This window comes from Rossellomorea pakistanensis (genome assembly GCF_016908495.1).
Classification (GTDB): domain Bacteria; phylum Bacillota; class Bacilli; order Bacillales; family Bacillaceae_B; genus Rossellomorea; species Rossellomorea pakistanensis.
On record NZ_JAFBDZ010000001.1, the window covers coordinates 721,844 to 742,650 of the forward strand.

Annotated in this window: 23 protein-coding genes; 7 read left to right on the top strand and 16 right to left on the bottom strand. The window is 35.5% G+C overall.

Features of this window, described 5'->3' with window-relative positions; translation table 11 throughout:
* Window positions 1–41 precede the first annotated feature (41 nt).
* Together JOC86_RS03525 and JOC86_RS03530 are read right to left on the bottom strand one after the other, a co-directional pair.
* A complete protein-coding gene (locus JOC86_RS03525; RefSeq protein ID WP_205168381.1) occupies window positions 42–1,031 on the bottom strand; it encodes a helix-turn-helix transcriptional regulator in 990 nt (329 codons plus the stop codon).
* Between the two features lie 124 nt (window positions 1,032–1,155).
* Window positions 1,156–1,479, bottom strand: coding sequence for a DUF4870 domain-containing protein (locus JOC86_RS03530; protein ID WP_205168382.1), 324 nt, complete (start codon window positions 1,477–1,479; stop codon window positions 1,156–1,158).
* A gap of 179 nt (window positions 1,480–1,658) precedes the next feature.
* Here JOC86_RS03530 and JOC86_RS03535 point away from each other — a divergent pair, with 179 nt between their 5' ends.
* From JOC86_RS03535 to JOC86_RS03550, 4 genes are all read left to right on the top strand, one after another.
* The gene (locus JOC86_RS03535) at window positions 1,659–2,441 is read left to right on the top strand and encodes an undecaprenyl-diphosphate phosphatase (RefSeq protein ID WP_205168383.1); all 783 of its coding nucleotides are present in this window, start codon (window positions 1,659–1,661) and stop codon (window positions 2,439–2,441) included.
* 15 nt (window positions 2,442–2,456) lie between these two features.
* The gene (gene uptA, locus JOC86_RS03540; protein ID WP_205168384.1) at window positions 2,457–3,059 is read left to right on the top strand and encodes an undecaprenyl phosphate transporter UptA; all 603 of its coding nucleotides are present in this window, start codon (window positions 2,457–2,459) and stop codon (window positions 3,057–3,059) included.
* A gap of 98 nt (window positions 3,060–3,157) precedes the next feature.
* Window positions 3,158–4,288 carry an amidohydrolase gene (locus JOC86_RS03545; protein WP_205168385.1) on the top strand — a complete coding sequence of 377 codons (1,131 nt, stop codon included), beginning with the start codon at window positions 3,158–3,160 and terminating at the stop codon, window positions 4,286–4,288.
* 284 nt (window positions 4,289–4,572) lie between these two features.
* On the top strand, window positions 4,573–5,124 hold the full coding sequence (locus JOC86_RS03550; protein WP_205168386.1) for a GNAT family N-acetyltransferase: 552 nt from the start codon (window positions 4,573–4,575) through the stop codon (window positions 5,122–5,124).
* Window positions 5,125–5,280: 156 nt separating this feature from the next.
* Here the strand turns inward: JOC86_RS03550 and JOC86_RS03555 are convergent, their stop codons facing one another.
* Together JOC86_RS03555 and JOC86_RS03560 are read right to left on the bottom strand one after the other, a co-directional pair.
* The gene (locus JOC86_RS03555) at window positions 5,281–5,433 is read right to left on the bottom strand and encodes a DUF2639 domain-containing protein (RefSeq protein WP_205168387.1); all 153 of its coding nucleotides are present in this window, start codon (window positions 5,431–5,433) and stop codon (window positions 5,281–5,283) included.
* 64 nt (window positions 5,434–5,497) lie between these two features.
* Window positions 5,498–6,571 (bottom strand): undecaprenyldiphospho-muramoylpentapeptide beta-N-acetylglucosaminyltransferase, encoded by a 1,074-nt coding sequence (locus JOC86_RS03560; protein WP_205168388.1) that lies wholly within the window; start codon window positions 6,569–6,571, stop codon window positions 5,498–5,500.
* Window positions 6,572–6,915: 344 nt separating this feature from the next.
* Between JOC86_RS03560 and JOC86_RS03565 the strand changes: the two genes are divergently transcribed.
* Entirely contained in the window at window positions 6,916–8,280 is a 1,365-nt protein-coding gene (locus tag JOC86_RS03565) for an MATE family efflux transporter (protein ID WP_205168389.1), read from the top strand.
* 117 nt (window positions 8,281–8,397) lie between these two features.
* Here the strand turns inward: JOC86_RS03565 and JOC86_RS03570 are convergent, their stop codons facing one another.
* The 3 genes from JOC86_RS03570 to JOC86_RS03580 all read right to left on the bottom strand — a co-directional run bounded on the left by JOC86_RS03570 (window position 8,398) and on the right by JOC86_RS03580 (window position 10,928).
* Window positions 8,398–9,183 carry an SDR family oxidoreductase gene (locus tag JOC86_RS03570; RefSeq protein WP_205168390.1) on the bottom strand — a complete coding sequence of 262 codons (786 nt, stop codon included), beginning with the start codon at window positions 9,181–9,183 and terminating at the stop codon, window positions 8,398–8,400.
* A 319-nt stretch (window positions 9,184–9,502) separates the two neighbouring features.
* The gene (locus JOC86_RS03575) at window positions 9,503–10,297 is read right to left on the bottom strand and encodes a CAP domain-containing protein (RefSeq protein ID WP_205168391.1); all 795 of its coding nucleotides are present in this window, start codon (window positions 10,295–10,297) and stop codon (window positions 9,503–9,505) included.
* Window positions 10,298–10,658: 361 nt separating this feature from the next.
* The gene (locus JOC86_RS03580) at window positions 10,659–10,928 is read right to left on the bottom strand and encodes a hypothetical protein (RefSeq protein WP_205168392.1); all 270 of its coding nucleotides are present in this window, start codon (window positions 10,926–10,928) and stop codon (window positions 10,659–10,661) included.
* Between the two features lie 84 nt (window positions 10,929–11,012).
* Between JOC86_RS03580 and JOC86_RS03585 the strand changes: the two genes are divergently transcribed.
* Complete coding sequence (locus tag JOC86_RS03585) at window positions 11,013–11,255, top strand: DNA alkylation repair protein (RefSeq protein ID WP_205168393.1); 243 nt, start codon at window positions 11,013–11,015, stop codon at window positions 11,253–11,255.
* 197 nt (window positions 11,256–11,452) lie between these two features.
* Here JOC86_RS03585 and JOC86_RS03590 read toward each other — a convergent pair whose 3' ends face one another.
* The 5 genes from JOC86_RS03590 to JOC86_RS03610 form a co-directional block, all read right to left on the bottom strand.
* Window positions 11,453–13,066, bottom strand: a complete 1,614-nt coding sequence (locus JOC86_RS03590) for an MDR family MFS transporter (RefSeq protein ID WP_205168394.1) — start codon at window positions 13,064–13,066, stop codon at window positions 11,453–11,455.
* 108 nt (window positions 13,067–13,174) lie between these two features.
* A complete protein-coding gene (locus tag JOC86_RS03595; RefSeq protein WP_239587364.1) occupies window positions 13,175–13,537 on the bottom strand; it encodes a MarR family winged helix-turn-helix transcriptional regulator in 363 nt (120 codons plus the stop codon).
* Between the two features lie 137 nt (window positions 13,538–13,674).
* The gene (locus tag JOC86_RS03600) at window positions 13,675–14,046 is read right to left on the bottom strand and encodes a DUF2085 domain-containing protein (RefSeq protein ID WP_205168396.1); all 372 of its coding nucleotides are present in this window, start codon (window positions 14,044–14,046) and stop codon (window positions 13,675–13,677) included.
* A gap of 16 nt (window positions 14,047–14,062) precedes the next feature.
* Window positions 14,063–14,338: a hypothetical protein gene (locus JOC86_RS03605; RefSeq protein ID WP_205168397.1), complete on the bottom strand. Its 276-nt coding sequence runs from the start codon at window positions 14,336–14,338 to the stop codon at window positions 14,063–14,065.
* A gap of 42 nt (window positions 14,339–14,380) precedes the next feature.
* On the bottom strand, window positions 14,381–15,295 hold the full coding sequence (locus tag JOC86_RS03610; RefSeq protein ID WP_205168398.1) for a CobW family GTP-binding protein: 915 nt from the start codon (window positions 15,293–15,295) through the stop codon (window positions 14,381–14,383).
* A 163-nt stretch (window positions 15,296–15,458) separates the two neighbouring features.
* Between JOC86_RS03610 and JOC86_RS03615 the strand changes: the two genes are divergently transcribed.
* Window positions 15,459–16,172 carry an AlbA family DNA-binding domain-containing protein gene (locus JOC86_RS03615; protein WP_205168399.1) on the top strand — a complete coding sequence of 238 codons (714 nt, stop codon included), beginning with the start codon at window positions 15,459–15,461 and terminating at the stop codon, window positions 16,170–16,172.
* 53 nt (window positions 16,173–16,225) lie between these two features.
* Here the strand turns inward: JOC86_RS03615 and JOC86_RS03620 are convergent, their stop codons facing one another.
* The 4 genes from JOC86_RS03620 to deoD form a co-directional block, all read right to left on the bottom strand.
* On the bottom strand, window positions 16,226–17,155 hold the full coding sequence (locus JOC86_RS03620) for an LCP family protein (protein ID WP_205168400.1): 930 nt from the start codon (window positions 17,153–17,155) through the stop codon (window positions 16,226–16,228).
* A 170-nt stretch (window positions 17,156–17,325) separates the two neighbouring features.
* The gene (locus JOC86_RS03625; RefSeq protein WP_205168401.1) at window positions 17,326–18,825 is read right to left on the bottom strand and encodes a lmo1851 family serine protease; all 1,500 of its coding nucleotides are present in this window, start codon (window positions 18,823–18,825) and stop codon (window positions 17,326–17,328) included.
* A 226-nt stretch (window positions 18,826–19,051) separates the two neighbouring features.
* Window positions 19,052–19,894 (bottom strand): M15 family metallopeptidase, encoded by an 843-nt coding sequence (locus JOC86_RS03630; protein WP_205168402.1) that lies wholly within the window; start codon window positions 19,892–19,894, stop codon window positions 19,052–19,054.
* A gap of 158 nt (window positions 19,895–20,052) precedes the next feature.
* Complete coding sequence (deoD, locus tag JOC86_RS03635; RefSeq protein WP_205168403.1) at window positions 20,053–20,757, bottom strand: purine-nucleoside phosphorylase; 705 nt, start codon at window positions 20,755–20,757, stop codon at window positions 20,053–20,055.
* Window positions 20,758–20,807: the final 50 nt, after the last annotated feature.

Here is a 20,807-nt window from a genome sequence, read left to right on the forward strand (position 1 = left end):
CACTTCTGAAAAAAGGAGGGCAGACAATCGGCCACTCCTCTTTATTTGTAAATATCTTTCATTTTATTAATTTCTTGCTTGACTTGATTTACAAGTGTCGAAGGAGATAGAACCTCTGCCTGACTTCCCCAATTAAGTATCCAGCTTACTAACCCATCACTGATCCTGGCTTTAGTTGTTACAACGAAGTGAGATTCGTTATCTTTTCTAATTTCAACCTGCTTTCCAAACTTATCAATGATCGGGTTGATTAAATGATTTTTAAAGCGAATTTTTATCCACTGCTCTGATCCAGCAAACATATGAAAAGTAGAATGAACATATTTATTTACATCAAATGCCTCAAAAGGGAACGATTCTTCGGTAATCTGAACACTTCTTAATCGGTCAATTCGATAATGTCGTATTTCATTCTCTTGATAAAAGTAGGCAAGTAAATAATAAAAATCGTTTGCCCATGTAAGTGCCAATGGTTTTACCCTGTAAAGTTCACCATCATGGCTTAATTGAAACTGCTTGTTCATATCATAACGTCCGTATTGGAAAGTGACAATTTTCCGATCTGAAATCGCTTGGTGTAAATCATGAATGGCTAACCGAACAAGATGACTCTCACTTTTTACAGAGGAATCTATTAAAATTTCATTTTGGAGTTGTTTAGCTTGGTGGACACTTGTTAATTGTTTAATTTTCCTAATGAGACCTTTAGTTTCTTCTTTTGTTATAAAACGAGCGGATACGACCGCATCAATAAGCATTCGCAGTTCGTAAAGCTCAAATAGTCGATACTGATGACTATAATATTTCGGGAGTCCGTCTTTTTCTTGGTTAATTGTAATATCAAAATGGGATTCTATTAAATGTTCAATATCATCCTTAAGTGAATTTTTGTTTAATTTTAAATCAGACCCATAAATATTCTGGAATTTATCAATAATATCATCTAATGTTAATTCATTTTCTTCATCCGTTTCTTCTTTAAGTATCTGCATCAACTTCAGCAATCTTTCTTTATTATCAACTCTTACCATATAAACCCCCTCCTATTATTTCTATTCTAGCAAAAAATTTCAAAAAAGGGACGGTTCTCGATCGCGTTAATGCGTTAACGCGATCGAGAACCGTCCCTCATTGTAGTAAAGTGTTAAAGCGTTGTTATTTGATTAGACGAAATATGGTTGGGATTCGGTAGTGTTCGCCTTCGTATGCTTTGATGGCTCCAAGGATTGTGAAAATGAATACAAGGATTCCTACTACTGGAAGTAGGACAAACCCAATAAGAACGATAGTTAATATCCAACATACTGTCCCATATACAAAATAGGAGATTAAAAAGTTCAAGTATTCTTTCCCGTGGTAATCGATAAACTCTGAATCGTCTTTCTTAACTAACCAAATTATAATCGGACCAATAAACACAGTAAAGAAACTAATGATATAGATAACGGCCGCTAGGAGTCTTTCATCTTTTGTTGGCATTCTGGTTGTCTCCTTTCATCTTTTCTTACTATATATACGACGATACTCACAAAAAGTTTCATATATGCCCCTAATATTTTGTTTAAATATCATTGATTTCCCCTTAAAATATCCGTTCTTCTCTATAAAATTTTGAATATATGTGTAAGGAAGGATTGTCTTAAAAGGGGTTGTAAAACATGTTATCGAAAATCGAAGCCTTTATATTAGGGATCATTCAAGGACTTACAGAATTTCTCCCAATTTCAAGTACAGGACATCTCTATCTCGGCAGACATATATTTGGTTTAGACGATGCTGGACTATTTCTTGATACGATGCTCCACATCGGTACATTGCTGGCTATTTTTGTTGTTTATCAGAAAGAGCTATTTTACATGATTAGACATCCATTTAGCAAGCTATCTTTTGTATTAATCATTGGAACCATTCCCGCCGTTATAATAGGGCTATTATTCGAAGATTTTTTTGATACCATATCGAAATCTGGAACAACCATTGGCTGGGAGTTTCTTGTTACTGGCGCGATTATGTATTGGGCTGATGGTGTAAAAGATGGCTTTAAAAAGCTTGACGAAATAACCTATAAGGATGCTTTTGTAATCGGAAGCTTTCAAGCCGCTGCCATTTTCCCTGCATTATCACGATCTGGATTAACGATAGCAGCTGGCTTAATAAGAAAGCTTGATCGTCAAACCGCTGCCTATTTTTCCTTTCTTTTGTCCACCCCGGCTATTTTAGGTGGAATTGTTTTACAAAGCAAAGAATTATTTACAGGTAGTACGGAAGCAATCAGCTTCACTAGCCTTTTGATTGGAACAGCGTCAGCTGCCATTTTTGGATATTTTGCCATCGTGACAATGGTCAATTTCTTAAAAAAACATACTTTAAAGATATTTTCTTATTATGTATGGGCATTAGGGATTATCATTTTGGTTTTGCAATGGACAGGTACCTTTTAGAAGGGAGAGCTTTACATGAGTCATGATTTTCTACTAGAAATTCTCCAAGCATTATCCGATCTAGGTATTTTTGGAATTGCCATCGGTTTAATGATTGAAATCATACCGAGTGAAATTGTATTAGCATATGGTGGGTTTCTAATTTCCACTAAAAAAATTGGGTTTGTATCTGCACTTATAGCTGGAGTCTTAGGTGGAACATTGGCACAATTATTTCTCTATTGGTTAGGGATTTATGGTGGAAGACCATTTTTTGAAAAATGGGGTAAATACTTTTTTATTCATGAAAAACATCTGCAATCGTCTGAAAAATGGTTCGAAAAGTATGGAAATGTCGTCATTTTTACTGCTAGATTCATTCCGATTGTGCGCCATGCCATTTCCATACCTGCTGGAGTTTGTAAAATGAAATTCTCACTCTTTCTTATTTATAGCATTGCTGCCATGATTCCTTGGACCATTCTTTTTCTATTAGTCGGTATGGAATTAGGAACACATTGGAACCAAATTGAAAGTGTCGGCATAAAGTATATTAAACCTATTGCATTAATGGCATCAGGGGTCACTTTAACCTACCTTTTATATCATCTCTTTAAAAACCGGACAAAGAGTCAATGACTTGATTTTTATCTATGTGTTCTAATAGTGATCTTCTTTTTTTATAATGATTTGTTTAAAAAATAACAATTAAACCGTTAGATAAGAAAGGAACCCAAATGAACACTCTTATATTAATCAATGCCACAATTTATCCCGTTACTTCTTCCGTTATTTCTAATGGACAAGTATGGATCCATAATGGACAAATTCAAAAAGTGACCACTTACTTAGAGGAAGTTCCTCTAGGGGCAAAAATCATCGATTGCCAAGGGAAGATTTTATTACCTGGTTTTATTGATGCACATACACATCTCGGGTTATATGATGAAGGAACAGGGTGGGCTGGAAATGATGCGAATGAATCCATCGAACCTATGACTCCTCATGTTAGAGCCTTTGATGGAGTGTACCCTCTTGATCCTGGATTTCAGGATGCACTCAAATTAGGGGTAACTACTGTCAATGTTATGCCAGGTAGTGCCAATGTTATTGGCGGGACAACCGCTGTGATCAAAACTCATGGAAAAAATATTGCTTCTATGCTTGTAAAAGAAACATCTGGTCTTAAACTTGCTCTAGGTGAAAATCCAAAACGAATGCATAGTGCTGGTAACAAGGATTCTATTACTCGAATGGGAATAATGGGGATGCTTAGAGAGGCTTTTTTTAAAGCGCAATACTGTGATAACCCAGATGAACTCCGGGTTGCTCCACTAGTAAAAGCTTTGAAACGTGAAATTCCAGTTAGAATTCATGCTCATCGGGCAGATGATATCTTATCTGCTGTTCGTTTCGCAAAAGAATTCAATTTAGACTTACGAATTGAGCACTGTACAGAAGGTCACTTAATTGCTGATCAATTAAAAGACCTTGACCTTAAAGTAACCGTTGGACCTACTTTTACTAGACGCTCAAAAGTAGAATTAAAGAATAAAAGCTGGGTCACTTATCAGGAACTAACGAAAAATGGTGTCGAGGTATCGATCACAACCGATCACCCATACACACCAATTCAATACTTAAATATTGTTGCAGCCATCTCTGTTCGCGAAGGTTTATCAGAGGCAAAAGCATTAGCAGGGGTAACGATTCACCCTGCGAGAAACCTTGGCCTAGACCATCGTTTAGGGAGTATTGAAGTGGGAAAAGATGCAGATTTAGTTCTTTGGGATCATCACCCGTTTCATTTTATGGCCAAGCCAAAGCTTACGATAATTAACGGAAAGGTCGTTTATCAAAACATGTAGAAAAATGGAGATTTTTTTCAAGAAAAATTTACATTTTACCTATTTTCTTTTTGTCATTTTTCTTGTATGATACGAGGGTAAAATATAAATCCCATTATATACTACAAAACGCCGTTAATTATTATATATCTGGCTATGTAATGGAGGGAAGGCAAATGGTGCGCCACCAGTTTCTTGACTGGTCTTAGTGGGTTCGATTCCCACCCCGAAATTTTTTATGCAACTTTAAAAAATTTCGAGGGTAGAACCGAACGCTACGAGACTGCCCTCAAGGAGGGTTTCATATGATCAAGAAACGCGATCTACAAGAGTGTCACACTCTATACGATCAAATGGTGCACCCTGATGTCTTCCCTTTTGTACGTCAAAAAGCCTATTCTTATGAAGAATTTCTTTTCCTGACTAAACAAACGATTGAGGCAGAAGAACAGGGAGAATTAATTTCTAGAACGATTTTGGACGAATGGGGAAATCCTATTGGAACTATCAATTTATTTGATATCGAAAATAAATCTGGCTTTCTAGGAACTTGGATAGGAAAACCATTTCATGGAAAAGGCTACAACAAGCCCGCAAAAGATGCATTTTTTCATGAGTTATTTTATGAATTAGATATGGAAACGATCTTTATGAGGATTCGCAAAGAGAATGTTCGTTCTCAAAAAGCTGCAGAAAAACTTCCGTATGTTATAAAAGCGAACGAGACAAGACCAGCCATTTATGAAAAATTAAATGCAAATGGAGATATTTATAATTTGTATGAAATCCCTAAAGATTTATATACATGGCACTTATATCAATCTCCCCAGGAAGAAGAACAAGCTTTGGAAGCATAAATATACAAAGGAACTGACCCCATTTTTAGATTTCACAGCCACTATTAGGCTATAACCTTTAAATGTCAGTTCCTTTTTATTATGAAATTTTGATTCCACCCAAAAGCTTACACCCTCATTCAATCATTAAGATGTGGTGCAAGTCATATTTAAGGATTAACTCTGTTGGTTTTTTACTTTCTCCATCCATAAGCTTCGAATGATATGAGTTTTATAATTTTCAAGCTTTCGTTTTTCAACAGGATGATGAGTAATGCCCGCATTCTTTAATTCCTTAATAAACCAACCTTTTGAGTACGGATAAGCCATGTGCTATGTCTCCTTCCTTCTCATTTCAATAAACATATGAAACAAAAAGGATAGTTATGATGAATTACGAAAGGGACATCTTAGATAATACTTGATACATGTCATCGATTGTATAGGCATCAAGTCCACTTTCCATCGCTGTTTTAATTTGTGTTTGGTTATTTTCTAATTCCTCTAATTTTAGAAGAAATGATTGTGGGGATAATTCCTCTTCTTCAAGCTTGAGTGCAAATCCTTGTTTAACAAAAGAATTGGCGTTTAAAATTTGATCTCCTCTACTCGCTTCTCTAGAGAGAGGGATCAGTAGCATTGGTTTCTTAAGGGCAAGGAATTCAAAAATTGAATTTGAGCCAGCTCGAGAAATCACCATATCCGTTATAGCTAGAAAATCTGTTAATTCACTTGAAACATATTCGTATTGAAGGTATCCGTCCCTTTGGAGGGAGGAATCAAGATTGCCTTTTCCACAAAGGTGAATGACTTGATAGCGTTCAAGTAGATGATCAAGGTTTTGTCTGACTGCGTCATTGATTTTCCGTGAACCTAGACTACCACCCATAATCATTAATACAGGTTTAAGATTATGAAATCCTGTTATTTTTCTTCCAGCCGCCGGATTCCCATTGAAAAGCTCTTCGCGGATAATCGCTCCTGCACATATTGATTTTTCTTCAGGAGTATGTTGGAGAGCCTCAGGAAATGTTGTAAAGATCTTTGTTGCAAAAGGAATAGCTAATTTATTTGCAAGCCCAGGGGTGACATCAGATTCATGGATCGCAACAGGGATTCCTTTCATTTTTGCTGCCATTACAACAGGAACAGAAACGAATCCTCCCTTCGAAAAAATGATATCCGGTTTTGTTTTTCGGATAATTTTTAAGGATTCCATTAATCCTTTTAATACTCTAAATGGATCGGAAAAGTTTTTCACTGAAAAATATCTTCTTAATTTCCCACTAGATATTCCATGGTATGGAATATCTGGAAATTGCTCGGTGATAATTTCTTGTTCAATTCCATTTTTAGATCCTATATAAAAGGTTTTCCAGCCATTTTTTTGAAAGTAAGGGATGAGCGCAGTATTAACGGTTACATGTCCTGCCGAACCTCCACCAGTAAATAATATATGTTTCTTCATGATAAATCTCCTATCTGTAAAGATTCCTTTCCCATTATACACTGATTTTTCATTTTAAATAGAGGAAATTTCAGATCAGGATGTTTCACCTATGTTTTTATCTAATTTTAGAAGATTTTAAATGCTCTTTCGGCCAAAAATGGCATACACAACAAATTGTTTATATCTAATCTCCATAACAAAGTTTCTTCTAATTATATTCTATTTGCTCTTATTAATTCATAGTTTGCAACGTATAATTGGATTGAATTTAATTTCAATTTTAGAAACAGAGTTCATTCACCTTTTTTAAGGATGAATGTGATATAATTCTCTCATTGTTCAACCAGCAAGGAGATCGTTCTATGAGACAAACAAATTCGATGACAGAAAAAATGAAACAATTTTCAATTATTTTAGTTCCAATTTTAGTGACACAGCTTGGGATGTTTTCGATGACCTTTTTTGACACGGTAATGTCAGGTAAGTATTCATCAACAGATCTTGCAGGGGTGGCCATTGGATCCTCCCTTTGGGTGCCTGTTTTTACTGGTTTAAGCGGAATATTACTCGCTATCACTCCGATTGTTGCTCAGCTAATTGGTGGAAATCGGGAAAAAGAGGTTCCATTTTCAGTTGTACAAGGAATATATGCTGGGATTTTTCTAGCTGTATTGATTTTAATCATTGGAGCATTCGCTTTAGATCCTATATTAAACGGAATGAATATTGAGAATCGCGTTAGGTATATTGCGAGGGAATATCTGGTCGCCCTTTCCTTTGGAATGATTCCTTTATTTATCTATAATGTTCTCCGTTCATTTATCGATGCATTAGGGATGACGAGAGTTTCAATGGTGATTACGTTATTGTCACTTCCCATTAATGTATTTTTTAATTATGTTTTAATTTTTGGTGAATGGGTCTTTCCCGAGCTTGGAGGAGTTGGTTCTGGATATGCGTCTGCTATAACTTATTGGATAATCTCTTTTATTGCTGCCTGGGTCGTTCATCAGAATCGACCATTCGCAAAGTATTACATTTTTCGAAAGCTTCACCCCATTTCTTTTTCAAAATGGAAAGAAATTTTTGCTATTGGGGTACCAATCGGACTGTCTATTTTTTTTGAAGTAAGCATCTTCTCGGCAGTTACATTATTTATGAGTAATTATAGCACTGCTATAATAGCTGCCCATCAAGCAGCCATTAATTTTGCTTCTTTTTTGTATATGATTCCTTTAAGTATCTCAATGGCTCTAACGATTGTAGTTGGTTTTGAAGTCGGGGCTAAAAGAATTGAAGATGCAAAAATATATAGTCTAATGGGAATCTTGACAGCAATTGGATTGGCTCTAGCTTATGGGGTAGGTTTAATGGTGTTTAAAGAACCGGTGTCATCCATTTATACTGATGATCCTGAAGTCATTTCCCTGATTTCTCATTTCCTTTTATATGCAGTTTTCTTTCAGCTATCTGATGCTATCCAAGCTCCTGTACAAGGTGCATTACGAGGCTATAAAGATGTGAATGTCACTTTTATTATGGCCCTCATTTCTTATTGGGTTATAGGGCTACCCTTTGGATATATCTTAGCGAACTATACTGATTTTGGACCTTATGGGTATTGGATTGGTTTAACAACTGGTTTAACTGCAGGGGCTATAACATTATCAGTACGATTAATCCAAATTCAAAGAAAAAGCAGAGACATTGCAGATAAGATAAGTTGAAGCAGTATTCTCTCCTTTTATTTAAGGAATAGGATTAGAAGATCCTTTTCTAACAATAATGTTTTCAAGATTTTTATTTCTTATTAAGGGCAGCCCCATACGGCTGCCCTTTGTCAACTATCCCTCATCCATGTGATGAAATACCTTCCCCAATACATCTTTTCCTCCCGTTACAGGAATAATACTGCCTGTGATGAAATCAGAGTCTTCCGAGCATAGAAAACCGATCGTTCTTGCTACGTCTTCTCCAGTTCCCGGGCGGCCAATTGGAGTCTGTTCATCTTGATGGTTATGTGCTTTTTCTATCGTTTCTTCTTTCCACTCTCCTACAATATCACCTGGACATACCATATTAGCGGTAATGCCATTTTTCGCTTCCTCAATACTAATTGTCCTTGTTAGTGAGGCAACTCCTGTTTTTGCTGCGGCAAATGCGGAACGATAGACCCAGCCAGGGGCTTGATCAACACGGTCATATCCTACCGTAATAATTCTCCCCCACTTTTTGCTTCTCATATATGGAATGATCAACTTTGTTAAGTAAAAAACACTGTTCAAGTTTCCGTTCACCATGTACTGCCATTCTTCTAATGAATATTGATCAAATGATTTCCTCTCTTTCACATATGGACCTGCATTATGTATGAGTATATCTATTGATTGAAAGGATTTAACAGATTCTTTTACAATATTTTCACAGTCCTCTGGTGAAGAAATATCTCCTTGAACAGTAACACATTCGATTTTATAAAGTGAGTGTAAGGATTTCACAAATTTTTCTGCTTCTTTCTGACTGTTCCGGTAGTTAATGACTAAATTAAATCCTTTTCGTGCAAACATTTCTGCTGTTTTCTTTCCGATCCCTTTAGCTCCACCTGTAATTAATACTGTTCTACTTGGCACTCGTATCCTCTCCAAAGACAACATTCTTATCTTTATAGTAAAAAGTCCTTAACAATAATGCAAATAATTTTCCTTAAAATTGGATTTAATACGATTGTTGAATCAATTTTATTTAATTATTTCCATTTCACATGACAATAAATTGGAAAAATACTCATAAAATTGAATTGACTAGTCATGTAAAGTGAATTATGAAAGAAATTTAAGGCACTATGTATTTTTTAATGTTCATTACATAATCTAAAAATAAAATATTATTAATTAAAATTTAAATATAATAAAGAGCCCCTTCTGAGAAGGAGCTCTCACTATCAAACTATTATTTTCCGATAAACATTTGAGTCCAGTAGTTACCATTCTCCACATATCCTACACCAATATGTGTAAAGTTAGAGCTCATGATATTTTTACGGTGTCCATCAGAGTTCATCCATGCATTGACAACTTCTTCTGGTGAACGTTGTCCCATTGCAATATTTTCTCCAGCAGAACTATACTCAATTCCAAATTGCTTCATCATATCAAATGGTGAACCGTAAGTTGGGCTCGTATGAGAGAAATAGTTCTTAGCTTGCATATCTTTAGATTTTTCACGTGCTACTTTACTTAATTCAGTATCTACCTTTAAAGCAGGTAAGCCTTGCTTTGCACGTTCTTGGTTTGTTAATTCTACTACTTGTTGTTCGAATTGACTTAATTGACTATTTTGTGATTCTGCTTTTGCAGGTTGTTCTGTTTTAGGTTGCTCTTTTGCTGGAGCTGGTGCCGGAGCCTCAGCTTTTGGTGCTTCTTGCTTAGGTGCCGGTGCTGGTGCTTCAGCTTTTGGCGCTTCTTGCTTAGGTGCCGGTGCTTCAGCTTTTGGCGCTTGATCCTTTACCGGTGCTTGTTTTTCTTGTTGAGGAGCTTGTCCATTCCCCTGTAATTGGGTTTGATATTTTGATAGAATATCCTGAACCCACTTATTCATTTCTTCAGAATTCCCATTATATTTATAGGTATAAACCTTTGTTTGGCAATCTATTTTCTCATTGCCTGCAGCGTCCGCGCTACCTGCAAATGGTGCTGCTAATAATGTTAATGCTGTTGCTGTTGAAATAATCATTTTCTTTTTCATAAGGTTGAATTCCTCCTTGAAAAGTTTGTTGTTTTCTTGGTGCACAATCATCATATCATCTATCTTTTGTCACATTTACGGAGGATTTTGGAAAATTAAAGAGACTTCTATTTTCTGAAAATAAAAAAACTAGCTATCTATCACTAATCCCTTTTAAATAAAGGATTACGAGAGTACTAGTATATATTGCTTACATTTCTAATATTGGAAAAACCCTTCTTTAGCAGTAATTAACTACCAGTAAATTAGGATTGACAAGTTTTTTGAGCCTATTGTTCTATAACAATTATTACATTAAAGTGTCAGATAAAACAGCAATTTAACTAAATCCGAGTGTATTTATCCCATATTATGGATACTATTATTCGCGCAGTTGAGTTAAAACCTGAATATGTAGATTAATTAATTGTAACTTTACCTCCGATGGTAAAGCTGAAGCAGAAATTCTTTTAATCGCGAAGAAAAATTTCACTTCTTTTGCCTTTCTCACTCTTGGATGACTATTTTCATCTAATAGTTCTCTTGTAATCGCATCAAGAAGTACCGTAAGTGGTGCTTGTGTATCTATAGGTAGCGTTCGATTATTCCAAAGTTGATTATAGGATTGTAGTAAAAGCTTATCGTCATTCATTTTAAAGTCTCCTTCTCCTTTACATAATTCTAATTAAATATACTCATAATAGTAATAACTATTATGAAAGATAGGTGATTCTCTATGACTGCACCATATTGTTGTCCAAACTGTAAGACAAATCGTTCTAGATTCAATATCATACAGCAAGTATCACAGAGTGTGAAAATGGACCCGAAATCTGGTGAAGTGATTCAACAATATGATCAAGATAATATTGATCCTTTCCATATTACGTATAATGGACCAGACTATAAAGTTCAATGTGGTGCTTGTGGCCTTGTCGAGGATGAAAGAACATTCAAACAATTTGGAGCTAATTCTTAGTATAAAATGAAACTCCTTGGAGGTTCAACATTTTAAATATCCAAGGAGTAAATGGCAAACCTGAAGACTTCGTTCAACACTAAATCCAATAACAATTTCTTTATCAAAAGTAATTAATGGACCAGAAACAAATGAATTTAAAAGCAATAAAACACTCTCTTAAATTTACGTTTCTGGTTCATTAAAAAAATCGACCTTTATTTCGCTTCAACTTTTTGGATAGTTTGGCGTCTTGTTTCGTTAGACTCTTCTTGATTAGAAGTCCGTAATGGTATTTCCCTCATAAAGAACGTTAATACAAAACCAGTAATTAAAATAAAGGCTCCAATTAAAAATACATTTGTTAAAGAATAGCTTAATGATTCTCTTATTAATAAGACAAATTGTCCGAACATTTCTTGCATTTCTAAAGGTAAACTATTTTTAATATCTTCAAGTTTAGCGGGGTCCATAAGATTCTGTGGATTTTGTAATTCTTTCAGCTGGGAAGCTCCTTGACTAGCAAATCCCAACCCTTCAATAGTAGAGAACTCTTCCTTCATCTTGGCTGAAAGTGAATGATTCATAATGGTTCCCATAATTCCTACTCCAACAGTTCCCCCAATTTGACGAAATAATTGAGTGGCAGCTGTTGACACACCTAAATATTGGTGACTTACTGCATTTTGGACTGTTAGGGTAAACACAGGAAAGCTTAACCCCAGTCCAGTTCCTACTATAATAATGTTCAACACCGCTATCATATTCGTCGTTGCTGTACTCATTAGAGAAAGCAAGAACATTCCACTTGCCATAATAAATAATCCACTTAGTGCGATCATTTTATATTTACCTGTCCTCGTAATGAGCTGACCACCTAACGCACTAGCAATAACCATACTTAATGTCATCGGCATCATGACAAGACCAGACTTTGTTGCTGAAGTACCGATAACTCCTTGAATAAAGAAAGGCATATACATGATTGCCCCAAACATACCAGCACCAAGAATGAAGCCAATGATATTTGATAGCGTAAATACTGGATTCTTAAATAGATGAAGTGGTAATACTGGATTCGCTGCTTTTCTTTCAATGATAATAAATAAAATAAGAGCAACTACCGTACCTGCAAATAAACTGATAATTTGGAAAGATAGCCACTCATAATCATTTCCCCCCCAAGTAAAGGCGAGTAAAAGTGGTATAATTGTTAGTGAAAGCATAGCTGATCCTAGATAGTCGACTTTCTTCTTTTCTACGACTGTTTGGGAAGGAAAGAGCTTCCAAATCATTGCAAAAGCAACGACACCAAACGGTAAGAACACCCAAAAAACCCAGTGCCATTCGGCATTATCAACAATCCATCCCCCTAATGTAGGACCGAATACACTTGCTAACCCAAAAACGCTACTCATTAACCCTTGCCATCTTCCTCGTTCCCTTGGTGAGAATAAGTCACCCACAGCCGTGAAGGATGTAGACATAATCATACCTGCGCCAAATCCTTGTATTCCTCTAAAAGCTATCAATTGGAAGATGCTATCTGAAAGTCCATTTAATAATGACCCAAGTGTAAACACGCCAATTCCTATTAGAATGAATATTTTTCTTCCATACATATCTGATAATTTTCCAACGAGAATGGCTGTTACTGAGCTTGTTAACATAAAGATGGTGAATACCCAACTATAGTATTCAATTCCACCTAGTTCAGAAATAATTCGTGGCAATGCAGTCCCTACGATTGTTTGGTTCAAAGCTGCAAACAACATGGCAGACATAATAGCAACCATGATCAAGATTTTTTTCCTTTGTTCGAGATGCTCCATTATTTCTCTCCCCAATTCTATTCATATGATTAAAATTTCACTAACTTAAGTTTTAATATTAAGAAAAGGGTGATCATTCAACTAGGAATGATCATCCCTTGCATTGTTCTAACCCTTTTTTAAAATTTTTTCAAATAAACGAATGAGCTGATTTATTTCATCTTCTGAAAAAGATTTAAAGGTTTCTTGGAAATACTCAAGTTTCTTTTGGTTATAAAAATCAAGCATTTCCTCCCCTTTAGTAGTAAGGGCTAATTCTACAATACGACGATCACTATTTGATCGCTGTCTTGTGATATAATCCTTTTCCACTAATGCATCTGTTACAGCTGTAATATGACTGGCTGAAACCTCCATTAGCTTGGAGAGATCGGATGCTTTCATGGCACCTTTTTCAGAAATATGCTTTAACACCATAAATTCTCCACTTGAAAAATATTGTCCATATATTTTCTTTAAATCTTGTTTCATTAAACGAAAGAGAGACCGAAATAAACTTTCGAGTCGAAACATTTCCTTCAATACTATCGAACCTTTCCTTAGCAAGACGAATAGTTAAGTTAGTTAACTAAATTTAGTTTATGCTATTTATTCTTTTTCGTCAAGCTTTACTTAAGAAACATAAAAAGTGTGTTTATTCCATAATAAGCAGTCGAGACAGAAAGTATGGATAGCCCCAAACCTGCACATAACCCAGTAATTGCCCTTAGCAGGTTATTACTTCTTCTTATATCCATTCTTTGTGTCCATCCATCCATTAACATCGGAATATTTAACGCTACACATGAAGGAATCGCGAGATCTAATGAGAAAATGATCCTAAAGTATAGAATAGGAATAACGCATAACATTCCAATTAGCAAGAACATACAACGATAACAGACAGGGAACTGTTTACCCCTCAGTACTAAGGAGCGTTCTTTTATTCGATGACATGGCATAAATCGAAGTGTGAAGATATCAAGTATGAATTCTTTCATCATTTACACCTTTTGCTTAAGGAGAACAATCTGGAGTACAATCACAATCTAAAGAATCGCAATCCATGCCTTTTTTTCCTTTAGCGGAGATACAATCGCAATCAGGAATGGAGTAGGCACAATCACCCCAACCCGCTCCATCACCATTATTTTTAGATTTTCTTTTCCTATAATGGTAAACAGTTAAAATAAAGAGCAATAATCCGCCAAAGATGATGACACCCGAGATCATATATTCAGTAGATGTTTCACCAACTATGAACCCTAGAACCCCTGCTATCAAAAATATCATCGTTAAGGTAAAGAACAAAAAGACCATTACAATCCCCCGTATTTATTTTTCTAAACCTTTGAGTCCTTCTAGAATTTCTTGTTTATGTAGATTTTCACCAATGATGACTAAATTAGCTGGCATCTTGATTTGTTCTGGCATGTAATATGGCATTCCATAGGAGTATTGAAACAAGTAAGGATACTTTTTCCCGACAACCGGCAGATACCCTTTTATTCTGTATATTGTAGAAGGTAGTTTCCTTAACCATTCTTCAAACTCCTCTAAATTAATTTTATTCTCAAATGTATGTACACATGCCGTTAAAGAAAGCTGTTTTCCGATGGATGCTTTCCTATGGTTAACGTCTCTTTCTTCTCTTACTAGTTGATGGATCTCCGTCATTGATACATCACAATAATTTGTTAATAATACCCTACTTGCTTCATTGAGTTGCTGGAGTTCAAATACAATAGCTCCTAGCTCCATTTCTGGTAATAAATCAGCTTTATTCAAGATAATCAAATTTGCATGACGAATTTGCTCTCTCATTAAATGTAGAATTTGCGGTGAAAATTGATCTCGGTTCTTCCATTGAAATGCATCTACTATCGTAATAATTCCTTTAAAGGAAAGATGTTGAGCGAATAACGGTGAAAGTACAGAATCGACAACTTCTACTGGATGAGCAGCTCCTGTAGTTTCAATCACTAACACATCGAAGTCTTCTTTTAGTAATAACTCTTGTAATTGTGACTCTAATTTTTCCTGTATCGTACAACAAATACAACCATCTAGTAATTCTTTTAATGGTGTGTCATCATCCACTTCATTTGAGTCAATTGATGTTTTCCCGAGTTCATTCATAAGCACTGCTGGCTTTAACCCTTTTACTTTTAAAGATAATAGAAATTTCTTCAATAAAGTTGTCTTTCCACTTCCTAAAAAGCCAGATAAAAGATAGACTTCTTTTTTCATTCTTCCCTTCCTTTCCTACTCTCTATTTGCTCATTTTATTCGAATCATCATCACAATACAACAATTTAAAAATATCGAATCTCTTATTATAGGAAGAAAAAGTAGCATACAATGATCATAACAAGAAATGGCTTAAAGTACTTATTGGTTTAGGAGGACCATTATGTATTATGAGAGAGTTGTTCCGGCACATCTAAAAATATTTTTAAATAACCCTTCAAAGGAGTCTTTTAAACAATTGTGGCAAAGCAATACCGGTGAAACCGATTACCTTGATTTTAAAATGATGTGGATTGAATGGACAAAAATGGCTAAGCATATACTCGCGATTGCTAACTCAGGCGGTGGATGTATTATCATAGGAGTAAGACAAAATGACTTGGGGTCCATTGACTGGGTCGGATTAAAAGAGGAAAGCTTTTTAGATAAAGCTGATGTTGATAATAAATTACACCATCTACTACCAAAATATTTAAAGTACCGCACCGAAGATTTCATATTCTCCAAGGATGAACACGCGGATTTAAGATTTAAAAGGTTCCAAGTATTAATTATTGAGTATGATCCCAAATACGTTCCTTATACATCCATCGTTAACCGCGGAGAATTACGTTACGGATCTATTTATATTAGGCAAGGTACGAAAACGATGGAGGCCTCTAATGATAAGCTTGTCGAAATAATCCTACGGAAAGTTCAATCAGGTGGGTCAGATAGTGATGAAATCTCCCTGCAAGATCATTTCCGACAATTAAAAGGACTTTTCCTAGAATTTCAATCTCTAGAAAAAAGTCCTTACAAAGACTACATTGGTGAATTAATCAACAGAAAAAAAACAAGAATTGAAGGATATTTAAATCTTGATAGTAAAGAATGAAATTTTATACCTACTAGTTCATTGTAAACACCTATTTAGAATATTCTTGGGGTTTAATAAAAGAATTGTTTAATGGCATCTACATTTTGATTTTTATCAATTTGAAGCACTAATCCTGCATTGTTTGTTAGTACATCCTTATAGCTATTACGTACTGGAATCCTTAAGGTTTCAACAGATTGTATCGGATTGACGATGGTTGAGGCACCATAGGGAATGAGTTCATGGATTTGCATGTCTGTCTCAACAACATTCGTTCCTTTTTTAATTAAATTTATAACCGTTTTCAAACCATCACCTGACTTTATATTCCCTAGTACTTCTTCTTGAATTTTTTTCATTACTTCCTGTTGGCGATCTACACGTCCAAAGTCGTTAGTTTCATCTCCACGAAAACGGACATACTGCAATAAGTCTTCACCATGAAGTCTCTGTTGTCCCGGTTGTTTATCCCAATCCCAATAATTAATCATCTTCTCTGTCAACGAAACCTCTATCCCACCTGGAATCATCGAATCAACTAGCTCAACAAACCCCTCAAAATCTATATTGACAACGTGATCAATGGTAATATTAAAATTTTCCTTTATTGTTGTTTTTAAAAGTTCTTCCCCGCCCCAAGAATAGGAATGATTAATTTTACTTTTACCATACCCTGGGATGTACACGTATGTATCTCTCATGATTGAAAGTATTTTTAGAGATTGTTGTGGGGGGTGATATTGTGCAACCATGAGGGTATCAGAACGAGCCGCATCGTTTTGACGGTGATCAGAGCCAATGATTAATACTTTTATAGGCTCTTGCTCAGGGGCAAGCGATAATGGAAACGGGCTTTTTAGATCTTTATCTGTTTCAAAAGACTCCTTTGAATCTTTTTCAGGTATCTTTTCCTGTGATGAACTGTCACCCCATAATGGTGAGCAACTTTGAAGAATCCATATCGCAGCTGCCATCTGAATAAGTAATCTTATTCGCTTCAAGCTAATACACCTCATTCTTCTTATCATTAGTAATCATTTTCGGTCAATTACCGATTATCTATACTAGAAAGAATAAGTATTGGTAGATGCCCCATATTGACAAAATAAATAAGCCTAATGGGGAAGCATCTTGGTGCTTGATCTCATTAGGCTTATTAAAAGTATATTGGTTATTCTTTTTTTCCTTTGATTTTTTCTTGAAGACGTTCTACTGCTTTTTTCACTTGGGGATCATCCTCAACCATTTTCTTTCTGAGGAGATCCATTAACTTCAATGTGCTTTCACCCTTCAGAACTCCTGTAACTTCAAGCTTTTCTTTATCTTGAAATTCTTTGACTGCTTTTACAGTGTTTTCGTCGTAGAATCCATCAACATCTCCTGGATTAAATCCTAAAGCCTTCAGCATTTCCTCTGCCGCTTTTACCTGCTCTGATACGGCAGATTTCTTTAAATCCTTTTCTGGATTTAAGAATGGTAATTTAGCGTAAGCAGGTAATTCTACTTTAACATCGGGTTTAATTCCTTTTTCATGAATCCAATTACCATTAGGTGTCAACCATTTTGCTGACGTCAGCTTCATATTGGATCCATCAGAGAAGTTTTCAGCTGTTTGAACTGTACCCTTTCCAAAGGATTTCGTTCCAACTAAAGGAATTTCTGTTGTTTCACTTACAGCAGCTGCCAATATTTCAGAAGCACTTGCACTTCCATTATCAATAAGAACTGCAACGGGAACTTCTACTTTTTTCCCTTCTTCCGCCATAACCTTTTCAACTGATCCTTTGTTATCATCGATTTGAAGAATAGGTTCCCCTGCAGGAACAAAAAGGTTTGAAATCTTGATGGCTTGATCTAATAATCCACCTGGATTTTGTCTTAAATCAAGAACTAGGCCCTTCATCCCTTCTTTTTTCATTTGTTCAATCGCTTTGACAAGTTCATCATAGGTATCATCTGAAAAACTCGTAATTTGAATTTTGGCGATTCCATTTTCCTGCATTTCTGGGTACACCGTTTCTAACGGAATTTCATCACGAGTAATCTTAACTTGTGTTGTATCCTCACTACCAGGTCGTTGGATTGTAAGAGTGACTTCTGTCCCTTTTTCACCTCGAATGAGCAGTACTGCATCAGTGACGCTCATTCCTTGAATATTCTTTCCGTCAACTTCGATTATTTTATCATTCGGTTTCAATCCTGCAGCTTCTGCCGGAGAACCTTTGATTGGGGATACAACCACGATAGTGCCATCCCGCTCTTGAATCTCAGCACCAATTCCTTCAAAGGAAGAACTAATACTTTGATTAAATTTCTTAGCCTCTTCTTTGTTCATGTAGTCTGAGTAGGGGTCTTCAAGCGAATCAAGCATTCCGTTAATAGCCCCATTTACAAGCTTTTCTTTATCAAGTTCCTTATAATACTCTTTATTTAAGGAATCATAGGCTTCATAAAGCTTATCAAATTCACTTCTTTCCGTGACACCGACATTTACAGCTTTTTCATCACCGAATGCTAAAGCAAAAGTAGTAATCCCGGCAGTTGCAAAAACGAGAACGAATATGAGCATGACGAATTGAAACTTTTTCATTTTAATAAAACCAGAAGGGGGCTGATCGTGTTTCTGGTTACTTTGTTGGTTATCTTCTTCCAAATCTTTCACCACTTTCATTGCGAGTACTTGTTCAAGTACTCCTCTTTATTAGATGCAGGTTCCATTCTATGTATCTTTTTCAACTTCTTTATTTTATCAGCTTTTTAAGTTTAGTAAAAGAAAAATCCCTAATCCTCTTTATCATGCGTAATTCCCGAAGAAACAATTTATCATAAATTAATTTTCTAACTCTTTAATATTTTGTTTGTCGAAAAAATAAAAAACCAACCAAAACTGGTTAGTTTTATATTTTTTTCACATTTTGAAAATATTCCTCTAAAGTCCAATCATTTTCAAAGATGACTTTAGCTGCATCTTTACCAACATACCGGAAGTGCCATGGTTCATATTGATAATGTGTAATATCTTCTTTCCCTTGTGGATAACGAAGAATATATCCGAATAAATGAGCATTCTCTTTTAACCATATTCCTTCTTTTGTTTTTCCAAATGCTTCATCTATTTTAAAGTCATTACTCTGACTTGATATATCCATTGCCAGTCCTGATTGATGCTCACTTTGACCGGGTGGTGCGACTGCTAATACGGCTTTTTCTTTTCCGAATTGAGCAATTTCTCTCTCTAACAACATTTTTTGATAATCATATGAGCGATATCCTGATACAGCCGTTAAATAAATATTTTGTTTTTTTGCTTCATTAAACATATTTTCAAGAGCCTTAGCCGCCTCATTACGTAGGTGTGCTTTCTCAAGATCTTTTTCTCCAAAAACGAAAGGTACATTTGGACGTACTAGATCATTGGGTTTATATTCCCCTAGTGCAAATTCCTTATTAACGAGCGCCAAAACATTTTGAGGGTTTTGAATCATTTTCTTACCATCGACCACTTGAACGTCATTAAAATATTGCTCCTGGAGCTGAAGTTCAGGCGGTACGGTTTCCTCAGGTTCTTTCGTTATTGGTTTTTCCTTTTCTTCAACTTGTTCTTTAGATTCTTGCTTTGGTTTTACAGGCTCTTCTGCTTGCTCTTTTTCTCCCATTAAATTATCCGTCCATTCTTCCACTTGTTGACAGCCTGAAAGAAGAAGTAGAGTTGTTGCAGAAAGAATCATAGCCTTTTTCATAATGTCACCTTTTTTCTCTATTTTGTTCCATCCTTAATCATAACACGTTAATCAAATGATGTAAGCAGGATAAACTTCACAAATTTTATTCCTATAATAAAAAGGCTCTGACAAAAAAAGATGGCCGATCCACAGGGAACCAGCCTCTTGTTCATGACCTATTCTTTAATTGCTGCTTCTAAAGCAACTTCTATCATCTCATTAAATGTAGTCTGTCTTTCTTCCGAAGTTGTTTCTTCGCCTGTTAAGATATGATCAGAAACAGTTAAAACAGATAATGCTTTTCTGCCATATTTAGCGGCAAGTGTATACAACGCGCTTGTCTCCATTTCAATGGCAAGAACACCATATTGAGCCCATTTTTCATGTTCGGCGTTATCATTATAAAACATATCTGCGGTAAAGACGTTTCCGACTTTTAAGTTAAGCCCTTTTGCTTCACCAGCATCATATGCTTTCTTTAATAAACTAAAGTCTGCTGTTGGTGAATAATCAACACCATTAAACGTTAAACGGTTCATTTGAGAATCTGTAGATGCTGTCATCGCTAAAATAACATCCCTTACTTTTACATCCTTTTGTATAGCACCACAAGTTCCTACACGAATCAAATTTTGCACATTATAACTCTGCATTAACTCATTGATATAGATGGAGATAGAAGGCACTCCCATACCTGTTCCCTGAACAGAAATTCTTTTTCCTTTATAAGTACCTGTATAACCAAACATATTACGAACTTCATTGTAGCAAACAGGATTCTCTAAAAATGTTTCTGCAATATATTTTGCTCTTAAAGGATCACCTGGTAATAATACCGTTTCAGCAATTTCATTTTCTTTCGCACCAATATGTATACTCATAGTTTTTCCTCCTAAGTATGTCAAATTTCAAGTGGATAAGGTCATCATCC

Coding starts and splice junctions, on each gene's coding strand:
- JOC86_RS03535 (WP_205168383.1), top strand. CDS start 1,659: ATGTTATCGAAAATCGAAGCCTTTATATTAGGGATCATTCAAGGACTT.
- uptA (WP_205168384.1), top strand. CDS start 2,457: ATGAGTCATGATTTTCTACTAGAAATTCTCCAAGCATTATCCGATCTA.
- JOC86_RS03580 (WP_205168392.1), bottom strand. CDS start 10,928: ATGAATGACGATAAGCTTTTACTACAATCCTATAATCAACTTTGGAAT.
- JOC86_RS03615 (WP_205168399.1), top strand. CDS start 15,459: ATGTATTATGAGAGAGTTGTTCCGGCACATCTAAAAATATTTTTAAAT.
- deoD (WP_205168403.1), bottom strand. CDS start 20,757: ATGAGTATACATATTGGTGCGAAAGAAAATGAAATTGCTGAAACGGTA.
- JOC86_RS03585 (WP_205168393.1), top strand. CDS start 11,013: ATGACTGCACCATATTGTTGTCCAAACTGTAAGACAAATCGTTCTAGA.
- JOC86_RS03555 (WP_205168387.1), bottom strand. CDS start 5,433: ATGGCTTATCCGTACTCAAAAGGTTGGTTTATTAAGGAATTAAAGAAT.
- JOC86_RS03605 (WP_205168397.1), bottom strand. CDS start 14,338: ATGATATTTTTGATAGCAGGGGTTCTAGGGTTCATAGTTGGTGAAACA.
- JOC86_RS03550 (WP_205168386.1), top strand. CDS start 4,573: ATGATCAAGAAACGCGATCTACAAGAGTGTCACACTCTATACGATCAA.
- JOC86_RS03625 (WP_205168401.1), bottom strand. CDS start 18,825: ATGAAAGTGGTGAAAGATTTGGAAGAAGATAACCAACAAAGTAACCAG.
- JOC86_RS03630 (WP_205168402.1), bottom strand. CDS start 19,894: ATGAAAAAGGCTATGATTCTTTCTGCAACAACTCTACTTCTTCTTTCA.
- JOC86_RS03590 (WP_205168394.1), bottom strand. CDS start 13,066: ATGGAGCATCTCGAACAAAGGAAAAAAATCTTGATCATGGTTGCTATT.
- JOC86_RS03525 (WP_205168381.1), bottom strand. CDS start 1,031: ATGGTAAGAGTTGATAATAAAGAAAGATTGCTGAAGTTGATGCAGATA.
- JOC86_RS03545 (WP_205168385.1), top strand. CDS start 3,158: ATGAACACTCTTATATTAATCAATGCCACAATTTATCCCGTTACTTCT.
- JOC86_RS03600 (WP_205168396.1), bottom strand. CDS start 14,046: ATGAAAGAATTCATACTTGATATCTTCACACTTCGATTTATGCCATGT.
- JOC86_RS03610 (WP_205168398.1), bottom strand. CDS start 15,295: ATGAAAAAAGAAGTCTATCTTTTATCTGGCTTTTTAGGAAGTGGAAAG.
- JOC86_RS03575 (WP_205168391.1), bottom strand. CDS start 10,297: ATGAAAAAGAAAATGATTATTTCAACAGCAACAGCATTAACATTATTA.
- JOC86_RS03565 (WP_205168389.1), top strand. CDS start 6,916: ATGAGACAAACAAATTCGATGACAGAAAAAATGAAACAATTTTCAATT.
- JOC86_RS03595 (WP_239587364.1), bottom strand. CDS start 13,537: ATGAAACAAGATTTAAAGAAAATATATGGACAATATTTTTCAAGTGGA.
- JOC86_RS03530 (WP_205168382.1), bottom strand. CDS start 1,479: ATGCCAACAAAAGATGAAAGACTCCTAGCGGCCGTTATCTATATCATT.
- JOC86_RS03560 (WP_205168388.1), bottom strand. CDS start 6,571: ATGAAGAAACATATATTATTTACTGGTGGAGGTTCGGCAGGACATGTA.